The following is a 14,221-nucleotide window of genomic DNA, read 5'->3' on the forward strand; positions in this document are numbered from 1 at the left end:
ATCGGGGGGCCCATGGTGCCCGGAATCACCCACACCCGATCGAGGGAAAGACATGCTCTTCGCGCCCCGGCGGGGGCTAGCTTCGGCCCGGTGCGCCGTCTGCTCGTACTTCTGCTGCCCCTCGCCCTCTTCGCCTGTTCGGCACCTTCGGCACCGCTGGTCAAGAAGGCCGCCACCTTGAAGACCGTCGGGTACTTCACCGACTGGGGGGTCTACGGCCGCGACTTCCAGGTGAAAGATCTCGACACCGGCGGGGCGGCGAACAAGCTCACCCATCTGGTGTACGCGTTCGGCACGGTCGCCGGTGGCCGGTGCGCCGCCGCCGACCCCTGGGCCGACTACCAGAAGACGATGCCGGCCGGGGACAGTGTGGACGGGGTCGCCGACCCGCCCACCGACGCGCTCAAGGGCAACTTCGGGCAGCTGCGCAAGCTCAAGGCCAAGCACCCCGGCCTCCGGGTGATCTGGTCGTTCGGCGGCTGGAACGGCTCCGCGGGCTTCACCGAGGCGGCCCGCGACCCGCAGGCGTTCGCCGCGTCCTGCCAGGCGCTGGTCGACGACCCGCGGTGGGCCGGGCTGTTCGACGGCGTCGACGTCGACTGGGAGTACCCCAACGCATGCGGCCTGACCTGCGACACGAGCGGCCCCGACGGCCTGGCTCGGGTGCTCGGCGCGCTGCGCTCGGCGTTCGGCCCGCGGGCGCTGGTCACGGCGGCGGTGCCGGCCGATAACGGCAAGCTTCACAAAGCCGACTACTTGGCCGCGTCCCGCCATGCCGACTGGCTGAGCGCGATGACCTACGACTACTTCGGCACCAGCGGCGACGGAGGCGGCGGGGGCGACTCGGCCGATTCGCACCGGGTCGAGCCGCAGGCGGCGCTGAGCGCGTACGCCGGCATCCCGCGCGCGTCGGCCAACGCCACCGCGACCATCGACGAGCTGCTGGCCGCGGGCGTGCCGGCGGCGAAGGTCCTGCTCGGCATCCCGTTCTACGGCCGCGGCTGGACCGGCGTCACCTCGTCCGCGCCCGGCAGCACCGGGACCGGCCCGGCCGACGGACGCTACGAGAAGGGCCTCGAGGACTACGAGGTGCTGGCGACGCGCTGCCCCCCGACCGGCACGATCGGCGGTACGGCTTACGCCCACTGCGGCACCCAGTGGTGGTCCTACGACACCCCGCAGACCATCAAGGCGAAGATGGCGTACGCGAGGAGCAAGTCCCTGGGTGGCGCCTTCGCCTGGGAGCTCTCCGGTGACACCTCGCACTCGGACCTGCTCAGCGCTCTGGCGTCCGGGTTGGCGGAGACTTCCTGAGCGCGGCGGCATGATGGGTGGGACGCCAAGGAGGCATGCGATGGCCACGAAGAAGATTGCGATCGTGCTGACCAGCCACGACAAGCTGGGCGACACCGGGCGCACCACCGGCTACTACGTGGGCGAGGCCGCTCACCCCTGGGCCGAGTTCGTCGACGCCGGCTACTCCGTCGATCTGCTGTCGATCGCCGGCGGGGAGCCGCCGCGGGACGGGGAGGACGGGGACGACCCGGTGCAGAAGCGGTTCCTCGCCGAGACCGCCGACGAGCTGGCCGCCACCCGGCCGGTGCGCGACGCCGACCCGGCCGCCTATGACGCGGTCGTTCTCGCCGGCGGGCACGGCACGATGTGGGACTTCCCCGGCGACCCGGCGCTGCGCGGGCTGATCCGGGACGTCTACGAGGGCGGCGGCGTGGTCGGCGCGGTCTGTCACGGGCCGGCCGGGCTGGTCGACGTCACGCTGCGGGACGGCACCCACCTCGTGGACGGCAAGCAGGTGTCCGCGTTCACCAACGCCGAGGAGGAGGCGGTCGGGCTGACGAGCGTCGTGCCGTTCCCGCTGCAGTCCCGGCTCGAGGAGCGCGGCGCCCGGCACCAGGCCGGCCCGAACTGGAAGCCCAAGGTGGTGCGCGACGGCCGCCTGGTGACGGGCCAGAACCCGGCGAGCGCGGCGGGCGTGGGCGCGGAGGTGCTGGCGGCGCTCAAGGACTAGCCGATCTCGACCCAGACGTTGTCGAGGGCGCCGTTGAACTGGTCGTTGTCGGCGAAGGCGCCCTTGCCACCGATGCTCAGTGGGCGGTTGTTGGTGACCGTGAGCTTGGCCGGAACCGTGGCGGCGCCGCGCGGGACGTCGTCGACCAGCACGGTGAGCGTGGTGCCCGCCCGGCGGCAGGCGACGGCGTGCCAGCGGCCGTCGGCCACGCTCACCGAGCTGGTCACCACCCGGATGGCCGGCTTCTTGTCGTCGACCAGCACGCAGCTGGGCCGCCCGGCGACGCCGTCGACCTGGAGCTTCCACTGGCTGCTGGTGGTCGAGTAGCCCTTCTGCACGATGTTCTGCCCCTTGCTGGTGTGCCCCGGCAAGATCAGGACATCGGCGCCGTACGCGATGTCGCGCGTCCCCGGATTCAGATCGCCCGAGCTCGGGGTCTGCAGGGCCACGTGCGGGCAGCCCCGGGTCGCGCAGTGGGCGGGGAAGGCGAGCGCCGTCCCCTGCCCGTGCACCACCGACCGGACCGAGCCGCCGTGCCCGGAGATCACCGAGAGCGTGTGCCCGTGCCCCGACTCGTCGAGGATCGCGCCGGACCGCCCGTTGAACGTGTAGCGGGCCGTGACCACGCCCGGATCCGGCACGACGGTCGCGGCCGCCGCCGGTCCGGGCACGGCGGCGACCGCGAGAAGCACGCCGAACCACCTGGATCGCATGCCTGGATTATCACTTGTGACACTTATGTCCGAGGGGACATCCGGGCCGCGAACCAGCCGATCATGGCTGGCTGAACGGCTTAACCCAGGTGCGCGGCCGCGCCCTCGGTCGGCAGGTCCGACTTCCGCACCTTGATGAAGACGGCGGACACCACGGCCGCCAGCAGGATCATCACGGCCGCCCAGGTGAACGCCGCCGAGTAGCCGTCGATCTGGGCGAGCAGTCCGATCTGCTGCCCCTCGGCGGGCGACTTCGCCGACGGCAGGTGGCTCGCCGCGTACGCGGTGATGGCGCTGGTCGCGATCGTGTTCAGCAACGCCGTGCCGAGCGAGCCGCCGACCTGCTGGGTCGCGTTCAGCGCCGCGCTCGCCGCGCCCGCGTCGTGCTCGGGCACCCCGACCAGGGCCAGGCTGGACAGCGGCACGAAGGTGAAGCCGAGCCCGAGGCCGAGCAGGACCTGGGCCGGCATCAGGTGCGCCCAGAACGAGGTGTCGAGGTCGATGAACCGCAGCGCGATCATGCCGGCCGCCGCCAGGACCGGGCCGATGATCATGAGCGGCTTGGCGCCCACCCGGGGCAGCAGGTTGCTCGCCGCTACCGCCGAGACCAGCACGCCGACGGTCACCGGCAGCGACGCGAAGCCGGCCTTGAGCGGCGTGTAGCCCAGCACGTTCTGCTGGTAGAGGGTCAGGAACAGGAACGCGCCGAACAGGCCGGCGCCGACCAGCGCCGAGGTGATGTACGCGCCGCCGCGGTTGCGGTCGGCCAGGATCCGCAGCGGCAGCAGCGGGTTGCGGGTCCGGCGCTGGAGCACGATGAAGACGGCGAGCAGCACCACGCCGGCCGCGATGAAGCCCAGCGTCGTCGGCGAGCCCCAGCCCTCGTCCGGCTTCGCGGCCTCGGTGAAGCCGTAGACCAGCGAGGCGAGACCGAGGGTGACCACGATCGCGCCCGGGATGTCGTACGTGGTGTCGCCGTGCGCCCGGCTCTCCGGCACCAGCGGGATGGCCAGCGCGAGCGCCACCAACGCCACCGGGATGTTCACCAGCAGGCACCAGCGCCAGTTCGCGTACTCGGTGAGCACGCCGCCGAGCAGCAGGCCGACGGCCGAGCCGCCACCCGCGATCGCGCCGTAGACGGCGAACGCCTTGGCCCGCTCCCGCGCCTCGGTGAACAGCACCGTGAGCAGGGCCAGCGAGGCCGGGGCCAGCAGCGCGCCGAACGCGCCCTGCAGCGCCCGCGCCGCGAACAGCATGGCGCCGCTGGTGGCCAGGCCGCCGAGGGCCGAGGCGGCCGCGAAGCCGACCGCGCCGACCATGAACGTGCGCTTGCGTCCCCAGTAGTCGGAGATCCGGCCGCCGAGCAACAACAGGCCGCCGAAGGCCAGCGTGTAGGCGGTGATCACCCACTGCCGGTCGGCGTCCGAAATGTCCAGCGCCTTCTGCGCGCTGGGTAGTGCGATGTTCACGATGGTCGCGTCGAGAACGACCATCAGTTGCGCGATGGCAATGACCCCGAGCGCTACCCAGCGTTGCGGATGCGGCTCGTTCGACGGTTTCGCGTCGGACAATTCTGCTGCGGCGAGGGACATGAATCGCCCTTTCCCGGAGAGACCCCGTTAAAGCGCGATCATATGTATCCGGAAATCGAAAAACGCCGCTTGAGCAGGGAAGTGAGACGCTGCTCGCACAATTGATGTGTCCTACGTCTCCGGTTTCTCGCTGTCCAGCGGAACGGCCTCGCCGGGCACGAGTCCGAGCTGGACGCCCTGCCGGCCGAGGATCGCGCCGAGCAGCCAGTCACCGGCCACCCGCACCCGGTTCCCGGGCATCGACAGCAGGTGATAGCCGCGCGTGACCGCCTTGGCCGGCAACCCCTTGATCGGCACGCCGAGCGGATTGGCCGCCGAGTCCAGCCCACCAAGATCAACGACGAAACCAAGATCATGGTGCTTGTACGCGCGACGCCGCCCCCGGCCGTACGAGGCGGCGATGTTTCGTGCCGCGGTGACCCCATGGCGTACGGCATGCTGGGCGGTCATCCCGGTCAGCTCGCCCGGCATGGTCAGGTCGGGCACCGCCGCCGCGTCGCCGATCGCGTAGACGTCGGGATATCCCGGCACGTTCAGGAACTCGTCGACGACCAGGCGGCCCTCGCGGGTGTCGAGTCCGATGTGGTCGACGAGCGGGTCGGGCCGCACCCCGACGCACCAGATCAGCGACCTCGTCGGCACGTACTCCCCGGTCGACAGCAGCACGCCGTCCCCGCTCGCCTCCTGCACGCTGGTCTTGGTGAGGATCTCGACGCCGCGCTCGCGCAGCACCGCGTCGGACGCCTCGGCCAGCCGGTGGTCGAGCGACGGCAGTACCCGGTCGGCCGTGTCCACGAGCAGCCACCGCGGCCGTCCGCGCAGGTCGGACCACGACTCGACCAGGTCTTTCGTGTAGAGCACGCCCTGCGCCGCGACCTCGGTGCCGGTGTAGCCGGCGCCGGCCACCACGAACGTGCAGCGGGCCTGCCGCTCGGTCTCGTCGGTGGCGTTGCCGGCCATCTCGATCTGCCGGGTGATGTGGTCGCGTAGGTAGAGCGCCTCGCCCATGTCGCGGAAGCCGTGCGCGTGCTCGGTCAGGCCGGGCACCGGCAGCAGCTTGTTGACGCTGCCGACGGCGATGACCAGCCGGTGGTAGCCGATCCGGCCGTGGCCGCCCTCGGGGTCGGTGTAGCTGACCGTGCGGCCGTCCAGGTCGAAGTCGTCGACGTTGCCGAGGATCAGCCGGGCGCCGGGCAGCGCGGCGTTGAGCGAGACGGTGACCCGCCGCGGCTCGAGCAGGCCGGTCGCCACCTCGGGCAGCAACGGCAGGTAGAGGAAGTAGTCGGTCGGGTTGATGATGACGATCTCGGCGCTGCCGCGGGACAGCTTGGCGAGCTTGCGGGCCACGGTGAAGCCCGCGAAGCCGGCGCCGACGATCACGATCCGGGGACGTGCCATGCCGGTCCTCCGTTTCCGCACGCGTCTCTCGACGCTAGCGAACGAAGCCGCCGGACGCTGACTCATGGCCGTTCGGACGATCCGGGAAATCGGCCGAACGGCCGTCGCCCGCCGGGCCACATATCGGCGTCTGGTTATGTGTCGGGCGGTGCCCACACGGGGAGGCATCGAGCGACGGGGCCCACGGGTTGCTGGGGCGATCAAGGCGGGAGGGGGAGACGTGAGTGCCATCGCGGTAGTTGAACCGCGTGGGTACGCTCACGTTTCCCGCTACCCCCCGATCGGACACCTGGAAATGGACGCCCGAGAGGCCGACTATGCGCATTTCGTCCGCACGCGGACGCACGCATTGTTGCGCTCGGCGTACCTTTTGACCGGAGATCAGCACCTGGCGGAAGATCTCGTTCAGGAGGCGCTCGCGCGCACCCACCGGGCCTGGCTCCGCCTGGAGAAACCGGAGCATGCCGAGGCGTACGCCCGGAAGGTCATGTACCACGCCCAGGTCTCCCTCTGGCGGCGTCCGAAGGTGGCCGAGGTCCTTCCCGGGGAAATCGAGGCCGGCCAAGCTGGGCCGGCTCAAGACATGGCCGAGGAGACGGTCCAGCGGATCGCCCTGCGCCGGGCCCTGCTCGCGCTCACCGCCAAGCAACGCGCCGTGATCGTGCTGCGCTTCTTCGAGGATCACACCGAGGCCGAGGCGGCCCAGCTGCTCGGCGTCTCGGTCAGCACGGTCAAGACGCAGACCGGCCGGGCCCTGGACCGGCTCCGCACGCTCGTGCCCGATCTGCGCGTGCTCACGACGGAGCAGCAGCGATGACCGACGAGCTGCGCACCTCGCTGCACGAGCTGGCCGACGTGGTCGAGCCGGCCGATCTCTACGACCGGGCCGTCCGCCGGTCCCGCCGCATCGCCCGCCGCGAGGCCACGGTCGGCACGGCCGCGGCCCTGGTCGCGATCGGGCTGCTGGCCAGCGGCCTGTGGCGGCTGCCGGACGACAAGGCCGCCGAGGCGCCGCCGCTCGCGCTGCGCTCGTCGCCGGCCACGATGATCGACCCCGAGCCGGTGCCGCTGCCCTCGATCACCCACCACGGGCCGGTGCCGACGCACCGCAGCAGCGCCGCGACCAAGCCCGGAAAGCGCCACAAGAACCAGCCGCCGCCGGCCAAGCCCACGCCCGAGCCCGAGTCGCGCGCGCTCACCGACCTGCCCGGACACGTCTTCTACCAGCAGGCGACCATCCCGCCCGACGTCGTGCGCCTGTCACCCGCCGACGGCGACGTCGACACCGTGCTCGCCAAGGCGCCCTCCCCGGTCGGCATCTCTCCGGACGGCAAGAACATCGCGTACGCCCAGGGCAGCACTCTGCTGATCGCCCGGACCAACCGGGCGCGGACCGAAAACGCCCCGACCGAGGAGGTCGCGACCGGCGTCAGCACCGCGGCCCAGGCCCCCGCCTGGTCCCCCGACGGCGCCCGCCTGCTGGTCAACGCCAGCACCCCGGCCGTCCTCCAGGTCGGCACCCGCACGCTCACCCCGCTCGCCGCCGACCTCGCCGACGGACGGCATTTCCGCTGGTCGGGCGACGGCAACAAGCTCGTGTACGCGACCACGTACTGCGGGCTCAAGGTGGCGGCCGGCGACTCGGACTCGACGGTGCCGGTGATCGGCGACCTGCGGCCGGTGGACAACCCGGACGGCCTCGCGGCCTGCAAGCCGACCAGCGTCGACGCCACCGGCGACCACGTCACCGTGCAGCTGCAGACCACCGGGCAGCTCGGCGCCGACGGGCCGGACACCGGCGACGCCGTGGTCGACACGATCACCGGGGACGTGCTGCCGCTGCCGGTGACCGGGAGCGTGGTGGGCGCGATCTTCGCCCCGGACGGCAACCTCCTGGTGCGCACCCGGCACGACGACGAGACCCGGCTGTCGCTGTTCACGCCCGCGGGCACGCTGCTGGTCCAGGCGGTCGAGCCGGCCGCCGTACGAGATCTCGATTTGCTGGCGTACACCCGCTGAGACCCGCCCGGGTGTCAGCATGGTGGTGATGGCCGTGCCGTCCGGGACCGTCCGGCCCCCGGCCGGCGCACGTCCGCCCTGGTGGCGGCGGGGTCCGGTGGTGGCCGGCATCGTGCTGCTCATCCTCGGCGTCGAATTGATCTTCGGTTGGCCGGCGCTGACCGGGGCGTTCACCCAGCTGCGCACGCCGCGCTGGAACTGGGTGGCGTTCGCGGTGCTGGCCGAGATCGCCTCGATGGGCACCTACGCCCGGATGCAGCGCGCGCTGCTGCGCGGCGCCGGCACCCGGGTCAGCGTTCGCAAGCACGTGGCCACCGCCTACGCGGCGCACTCGCTCAGCGCCACCCTGCCCGGCGGCCCGGTCTTCTCCTCGACATTCAACTTCCAGCAGCTCCGCCGCTTCGGCGCGTCGGCGGCGGTGGCCTCCTGGTGCGTCGCGCTCAGCGGCGTGCTCTCCACCGGCGCGCTCGTGGTGATCGGGGCGGTCGTCGGCCTGCTCGCCCGGGATGCCGGGAGCTGGCACACGCTGGCCATCTACGCGGTGGTGGCGGTGGTGATCGCGTTCGGCGTACGCCTGCTGGCCGAGCACCCCGAGTGGCTGGATCGCCCGGTTCGCGCCGTCCTGAGCGCCGTCAACAAGGCCCGCCGCCGCCCGCCCGAGCACGGCCGCGACCGGTTGCTCGGCTTCGTGACCCAGCTGCGCGAGGTGCGGGTGCACCCGGTCGCGTTCGCCGTCGCGGTGCTGCTGGCGCTGCTGAACTGGCTGTTCGACGCGCTCTGCCTGTGGATGTGCTGCGTGGCGGTGGGTGTGCAGGACGTCAACCCGGTGAGCCTGGTGATCGCCTACTGCGCCGGGATGGCCGCCGCCAGCCTGCCGATCGTTCCCGGCGGGCTGGGCGTGGTCGACGGCGCGCTGATCCTCGGCCTGGTCGCCGGCGGGCTGGCCGGGCCGTACGCGGTCGCCGCCGTGGTCCTCTATCGCCTGATCAGCTTCGGCTTCATCATCGGGCTGGGCTGGCTGGTCTGGCTCGCGATCAGGCTTTCTTCCGCCCGAACAGCTTGAAGCCGCGCTTCTTGGGCTCGGTCTCGCGGGCGGCCTCGCCGTTGAGCACCGCGAGCCGATGCTGGGCCACCGGGTTCTCCGGGTTCATCCGCAGCGACGTGAGCAGCGCCTGCCGGGCCTGGTCGAGGTGGCCGAGCGACTCCAGCGCCACCCCGTGCGTGAAGTAGTAGTGCGGCTCGTTCGGGTCGAGCCCGATCGCCGTGCGCGCGGCCTGCTCGGCGTCGGCGAACCCGCGGTCGGCGGAGAGCAGCGCCCACGCCACCCGGTCGTGCCACTGCGGGTTCTCCGGCTCGACCACCACCGCGCGGTACGCCATCGTGACCGCCTCGTCGTGCCGGCCCATCTGGCTCAGCGCACGGCTCGCCGTGGCCAGCGCCCGCGCGTTCTCCGGGGCCAGCGCGATGGCCTTGGTGGCGGCGTCGAGCGCGGCCGGGTTCTCGTCGAGCGCCAGCCGCAGCCGGGCCATCAGGTTCCAGCCCTCGACCGAGGCCGGGTCCGCGGCGAGTGCCGGCTCCAGCGCGGCCACCGCCTGGGCCGGGTCCATCCGCTCGAACTGCGCGACGGCCCGGGCGATCCCCAGCTGAGTCCGATCCGAGACCGCCGGGGGCGGAGCGGGGTCGGGGAACATAGCCTCATCTTCGGCGATTTGCCGGATTTCAGGGGCGAATTCCGCGGAATCCCTTCCGACGGCCCCGGCGGCGCCGCACGATCACGATCAAGCAGCCGACCGCGGCCGCCACCAGCACGAGCGCGGCGATCGACATCCACCACCGGGCGTTGGTGGCGGCGATCTCGAGCACGATCGCGGCGAGCATGAACACGATCACCGCCCACCACAGCGCGGTGGTCACCCGGTCGGCCTGCTTCCCGACGCCGGCCGAGCGCACGTGCGCGTTCGTGGCCGAGACGGTGAGCAGCCGGACCGCGAACCCGCCGACCGCGGCGACGCCGAGCAGCCAGGGCAGCGAGTCGGCCGGGGCGACGGTCGCGGCCAGCAGCAGGGCGAGGCAGAGCGCGGCGCCGATCGCGGCGATCCGCTGCCGGCCCTGGGTGAGCACGGCGAGCAGGTACGCGCGCAGCGACCGGTCGAGCCGGGCCACGAAGTAGGCCGCGAACGCCACCGGGGCGAGCGCGGCGACACCGGCCAGCACCCGCGCGCCGCCGACCGAGAACGCCGTCATCCGCCAGCCGACGTAGGCGAGGATGGCCAGCAGCACGGCCGTGTAGACCAGGAACCGGCGCAGCGCCACGTCGAGCATGAACCGGCTGGCCTGCTGCCGCGGGTCGGCCCGCAGGGCGCCGGCCAGGCCGCTCGCGCCCCGGGCGAGCCGGGCCAGCGCGAACGGGTTGCGGTGCACGACGTCGATGGTGGCGAGCTCGTGCTGAGCGACCGCGTTGTCCGGCTCGAGGGCGAGCGCGTCCCGCAGCGCCTGCCGGGCCCGGTCGGCGTAGTCGAGCTGCTTCATCACCATCGCGTACGTGATCCGGAAGTCGGCCTCGTTCGGATCGAGCTGGACCGCCCGCCGCGCCGCGTGCTCGGCCTCGACGCCGCGCCGGCCGTCGCCGAGCAGCGCCCAGGCCAGCCGGTTGTGCCGGTAGGCGTTCTCCGGCTCCAGCTGCACGGCCCGGCGTGCCACCTCGACCGCCTCGTCGTGCCGGTCGAGCCCGGTGTAGGCCCGGCTCAGCGCGCCCAGCGCCTCGGCCGACTCGGGCGCGACCAGCACCGCGTGGTGGGCGGCCCGGTAGGCGAGGTCGGGCTTCTTGAGGGCGAGCTGCGCGTGGGTCATCAGCACCAGGGCGCGCACGTTGTCCGGCTCGGCGACCAGCACCGGGCCGAGCAGCTCGGCCGCGGCGCCGGCGTCCCCGCGCTGGAACTGCACCGCCGCCATCGAGACCGCGGTGCCGGTGTCGTTCACGGCTGACTTTGCGTGGGGAGCCAGCCGGCCGAGCGCGTGTGGTCGTGGGGTTCGAAGTAGGGCATCACGGCGAACGCGCGGACCGGGAACGTGCCGACCCCGCTGATCCGGGGCGGCGCGGCGGTGAACCGGGCGCCGGTCGGCGGCAGCTCGCCGAGGCCGGTGAGGTGCTCGACGATCGGGATGCCGGCGGCCAGCAGCTCGGTGTGCGCGGGCCGCTCCCCGCCGGTCGCCGCGGACGTGTCGTCGATGTTGATCGAGTCGATGCCGACCAGCCCGGCCCCGCGCTCGACCAGCAGGCGGGCCGCGTCCCGGGTGAGATAGGGCGCGTCCACCGCGTACTCCGGGGTGCCGAAATGCCGGTCGCCGCCGGTGTGCAGCAGCACCGCGTGCCCGGCCAGGTTGAGCGGCTCGAGGTCGCTCGCCTCGACCGCCCGGCGTCCCGTCCCGGCGATGCGCACCACGACGGCGGGCAGGTCGGCGAGCCGTTCGAGGGGCAGGCCGGCCAGGTCGGCGCCGTCGGCGTAGCGGTGCCGCGGGCTGTCGAGATAGGTGCCGGTCTGCCCGATCATCTCGATCCGTTCCATGCTGAACTCGGTGCCCGGCGCGTAGCGCGAACGCGAGTCGGCCCAGGTCAGGTGCGGGCTGATCACCGGTGCGGGCAGGCCCGGATAGGTGGTGAGGCCGTCGCCCACGACGTGGCTGAGCTCGACGTACCGCCGGCGGACCGCCGACCGGACCCCGACCGTGACGGCCGGCTCGGCGAACACCCGGACCGCGTCGAGGTCGACCCGCTCGACGTCGCGCAGACCCAGCGAGGCCACCAGCAACATGGCGATCTCGGCCTGGGTGACGTCGGCGTGCGGCACGTCCACGCACAGGCCGCTGGCCCGCACGCTGCCGCCGCTGACGAGGGTGACGGCGGCGTCGAGCTCCGCCCGGTACTGCAGCACGGCTGGTCCCCTATCGCAGGTCGATGATGGCTTCCACGATCAGCCAGATGCCGAAGATAGCGAAGAGCGCGGCGGCGCCGTACTTGATGACCTTCTCCGGCAGGTGCCGGCCGAGCATGCGGCCGACCAGAATGGCCAGCGCGTCGGCCGCGACCATGCCGATGGTCGAGCCCAGCCACGTGCCGAACCAGCCGTGCTGGGTGGCCAGCGTGATCGTCGCCAGCATCGTCTTGTCGCCCAGTTCGGCCAGGAAGAACGCGCCGCCGACGGCGAGGATGGCGGACCCGGTCGTACGGGAAGCCTTGTCCTTCTCGTCGTCGGTGAGCTTGTCGCCGCGCAGCGTCCAGGCGCCGAAGACGAGGAACGCGAGGCCGGCGATCAGCGAGATCCAGCCCGTGGGCAGGGTGGCGCCGAGCCCGTAGCCGATGCCCACCGAGACCGCGTGCACGACGGCGGTGGCCACGGTGATGCCGATCAGCACGGGCACCGGTTTGAAGCGGGTGGCGAAGGTCAGCGCCATCAGCTGCGACTTGTCGCCGAGCTCGGCGACGAAGATGACCGCGAAGCTGAGGGTGAGCGCCGCAAGAAAGCCGTCCATGAAAAACTCCCGGTGCTTAGGCCGGGAGGAGGGGCGCAGGGCGACCTCGACCCGGCCGTCGTGTGACAAGCCAAGTCGAAGGTCTCGCTCGCCCCGGGAACCGAGGCCGCGCGGCCGGACGCCCGGAAAAGCGACGCCAGTATGTCGACCGCGACATTGGGAGCTACTCCCCTTCGCGAGATCCAGCATACCGGGCGCACCCCGGACATCCGGCCGGTACGTGGCCGGAGTCACCGAGCCATGAGCATCCGCTCCACCTCGGCCCGCGGGTCGGCGGCCCTCTTGCCGGAGGCGCCGTTGGCCGGGTTCGGCTTCATGATCGCCGGGCAGCGCTTGTCCGAGCGCTCGCCCTTGAGTCGCTTGGGCAGCGCGCCGGTCGCCAGGTAGGCGGCGATCGTGTCGTCGACGCACTCGTCGCCGAAGAGCGAGCCGGCGTGCGTGGTGCCGTTGACCCCCTCGATCAGCGCCGAGCGCGGGAACCGCTTGCGGGTCTCGAGGGCGCCGTCGAACGGGGTGGCCGCGTCCAGCGTCTCGCTCATCAGCAGGATCGGCGGCACGGTCTCGCCGGAGACGTACGTCGGGACGCCGGGCTCGGCCGCCCAGTCCCGGCACGGCGCGTTGTACCAGGCGTTGGCCCAGGTCTCGAACGGCGCCCGGCGGTGCACCGACCAGTTGTCCGAGCGCCACTTCGTCCAGCTCACCGGCCACGGCGCGTCGGTGCACTGCACGCCCAGGTAGATCGCGTACCCGTTGTCGGCGCCCTTCTCCTGCGGGTTGTTCTTGTCGTAGAGCTTCTTCAGCGGCGCCGGATCGTGCTTGCCGACCCACGCGGCGAAGGCCTGCGCGATCTCTTCCCAGCCGAAGACGTAGTAGCCGGCCTGCAGGAAGACGTCGGTGAGCTCGGACGGGCCGATCGCGCCGCCGGCCGGCTTGGCGGCCAGCTTCGCCCGCTCGGCGTAGAAGCGCTTCGCCACGGCCCGGCCGGTGCGGCCGAGGTGGTAGATCCGGTCGTACTTCGCGACCCAGTTGAAGTAGATCTTGATGTTCCGGTCGAACGCGATGTCCTGGTCGAGGTTCGAGTCGTACCAGACGCGGGACGGGTTCACGACGCCGTCGAGGACCATCCGGCGGACCCGCGACGGGTACATGGTCGCGTAGACCTGGCCGAGGTAGGTCCCGTACGAGAAGCCGTAGAAGTTGATCTGCGTGGCGCCCAGCACGAGCCGGATGCTCTCCATGTCGCGCGCGCTGTCCTGGGTCTTGAGGTGGTCGAGCAGCGGCCCGCCGGCCTTCGCGCAGTCCTGGGCGTAACCCTCGGCGCGCTTGAGCCAGGCCGTCTCGATCGCGGTCGTGCTCGGCACGTACTCCGGCCGCCGGTAGCCCGCGTAGTCGCTGTCGCAGCTCAGTTGCGGCTTGCTGGCGCCGACACCGCGGGGGTCGAAACCGATCCAGTCGTACGCGTCACCCGCGCCGTTCGGGACCAGCGACCCGAGCACCGCGAGGCCCTGTCCCTTCGCCCCCGGCCCGCCCGGGTTGACCAGCATGACGCCCTGATACTTGGCCTCCGGGACGGTGTGCTTGATCCGCGAGATGGCCAGCTGAAGGGTCGGCCCGTCCGGCTTCTTGTAGTCGATCGGCACGGTCACGAAGCCGCAGTCGGCCTTGCGCGTGAGCAGGGATGGGTCGGTGCACTTGCCCCAGGTGAGCTGCGGGTACCCGGCCTTGCGGCGCGCCGGGTCCGCCTGGGCCGGGCTCGCCGCGGCACAGGTCACCGCCAGGGCGACCGTGGCCGCCGCCGCCAGAAGTCTTCTCATGTCCGCCTCTCGTGTCCGATTCGCCCCATATGCTGCGGGGGGGGGGGGGGGGGGGGGGGGGGGGGGGGGGGAGGAGGGGGGGGGGGGGAGGGGGGGGGGGTGGGGGGTTTTTGGTTCTTTTTCTTCCTG

Annotated in this window: 13 protein-coding genes; 5 read left to right on the forward strand and 8 right to left on the reverse strand. The window is 72.2% G+C overall.

Annotated features, from left to right (window positions below; all coding sequences use genetic code 11):
* Window positions 1-90 precede the first annotated feature (90 nt).
* The gene (locus ACZ6TB_RS42705) at window positions 91-1,314 is read left to right on the forward strand and encodes a glycoside hydrolase family 18 protein (protein WP_465565538.1); all 1,224 of its coding nucleotides are present in this window, start codon (window positions 91-93) and stop codon (window positions 1,312-1,314) included.
* A gap of 40 nt (window positions 1,315-1,354) precedes the next feature.
* Window positions 1,355-2,026 carry a type 1 glutamine amidotransferase domain-containing protein gene (locus tag ACZ6TB_RS42710; protein WP_465565540.1) on the forward strand — a complete coding sequence of 224 codons (672 nt, stop codon included), beginning with the start codon at window positions 1,355-1,357 and terminating at the stop codon, window positions 2,024-2,026.
* Here ACZ6TB_RS42710 and ACZ6TB_RS42715 read toward each other — a convergent pair.
* The 3 genes from ACZ6TB_RS42715 to ACZ6TB_RS42725 form a co-directional block, all read right to left on the reverse strand.
* Complete coding sequence (locus ACZ6TB_RS42715) at window positions 2,023-2,739, reverse strand: LamG-like jellyroll fold domain-containing protein (protein WP_465565543.1); 717 nt, start codon at window positions 2,737-2,739, stop codon at window positions 2,023-2,025. The two genes, ACZ6TB_RS42710 and ACZ6TB_RS42715, sit on opposite strands and share 4 nt — an antisense overlap.
* 80 nt (window positions 2,740-2,819) lie before the next feature.
* Window positions 2,820-4,331, reverse strand: a complete 1,512-nt coding sequence (locus tag ACZ6TB_RS42720; RefSeq protein ID WP_465565546.1) for an MFS transporter — start codon at window positions 4,329-4,331, stop codon at window positions 2,820-2,822.
* A 111-nt stretch (window positions 4,332-4,442) separates the two neighbouring features.
* Window positions 4,443-5,729 carry an NAD(P)/FAD-dependent oxidoreductase gene (locus ACZ6TB_RS42725; RefSeq protein WP_465565549.1) on the reverse strand — a complete coding sequence of 429 codons (1,287 nt, stop codon included), beginning with the start codon at window positions 5,727-5,729 and terminating at the stop codon, window positions 4,443-4,445.
* Window positions 5,730-6,024: 295 nt separating this feature from the next.
* Here ACZ6TB_RS42725 and ACZ6TB_RS42730 point away from each other — a divergent pair, with 295 nt between their 5' ends.
* The 3 genes from ACZ6TB_RS42730 to ACZ6TB_RS42740 are packed head-to-tail and all read left to right on the forward strand — an operon-like array spanning window position 6,025 to window position 8,811.
* Window positions 6,025-6,546, forward strand: coding sequence for a SigE family RNA polymerase sigma factor (locus tag ACZ6TB_RS42730; protein ID WP_465565552.1), 522 nt, complete (start codon window positions 6,025-6,027; stop codon window positions 6,544-6,546).
* The gene (locus tag ACZ6TB_RS42735; RefSeq protein ID WP_465565555.1) at window positions 6,543-7,748 is read left to right on the forward strand and encodes a TolB family protein; all 1,206 of its coding nucleotides are present in this window, start codon (window positions 6,543-6,545) and stop codon (window positions 7,746-7,748) included. Before ACZ6TB_RS42730 ends, ACZ6TB_RS42735 begins: the two co-directional genes overlap by 4 nt.
* A gap of 19 nt (window positions 7,749-7,767) precedes the next feature.
* On the forward strand, window positions 7,768-8,811 hold the full coding sequence (locus ACZ6TB_RS42740) for a lysylphosphatidylglycerol synthase transmembrane domain-containing protein (RefSeq protein WP_465565558.1): 1,044 nt from the start codon (window positions 7,768-7,770) through the stop codon (window positions 8,809-8,811).
* On the opposite strand, the gene ACZ6TB_RS42745 is transcribed toward ACZ6TB_RS42740, so the two are convergent.
* The 5 genes from ACZ6TB_RS42745 to ACZ6TB_RS42765 all read right to left on the reverse strand — a co-directional run bounded on the left by ACZ6TB_RS42745 (window position 8,783) and on the right by ACZ6TB_RS42765 (window position 14,092).
* Window positions 8,783-9,439 carry a tetratricopeptide repeat protein gene (locus tag ACZ6TB_RS42745; protein ID WP_465565561.1) on the reverse strand — a complete coding sequence of 219 codons (657 nt, stop codon included), beginning with the start codon at window positions 9,437-9,439 and terminating at the stop codon, window positions 8,783-8,785. The two genes, ACZ6TB_RS42740 and ACZ6TB_RS42745, sit on opposite strands and share 29 nt — an antisense overlap.
* A gap of 28 nt (window positions 9,440-9,467) precedes the next feature.
* Entirely contained in the window at window positions 9,468-10,727 is a 1,260-nt protein-coding gene (locus ACZ6TB_RS42750) for a tetratricopeptide repeat protein (protein ID WP_465565564.1), read from the reverse strand.
* Window positions 10,724-11,680, reverse strand: coding sequence for a cyclase family protein (locus ACZ6TB_RS42755; protein WP_465565567.1), 957 nt, complete (start codon window positions 11,678-11,680; stop codon window positions 10,724-10,726). Before ACZ6TB_RS42755 ends, ACZ6TB_RS42750 begins: the two co-directional genes overlap by 4 nt.
* A 10-nt stretch (window positions 11,681-11,690) precedes the next feature.
* Window positions 11,691-12,278: a TMEM165/GDT1 family protein gene (locus ACZ6TB_RS42760; RefSeq protein WP_465565570.1), complete on the reverse strand. Its 588-nt coding sequence runs from the start codon at window positions 12,276-12,278 to the stop codon at window positions 11,691-11,693.
* 230 nt (window positions 12,279-12,508) lie between these two features.
* A complete protein-coding gene (locus ACZ6TB_RS42765; protein ID WP_465565573.1) occupies window positions 12,509-14,092 on the reverse strand; it encodes an alpha/beta hydrolase in 1,584 nt (527 codons plus the stop codon).
* Window positions 14,093-14,221 lie beyond the last annotated feature (129 nt).

This window comes from Actinoplanes sp. NPDC051537 (assembly GCF_055586105.1).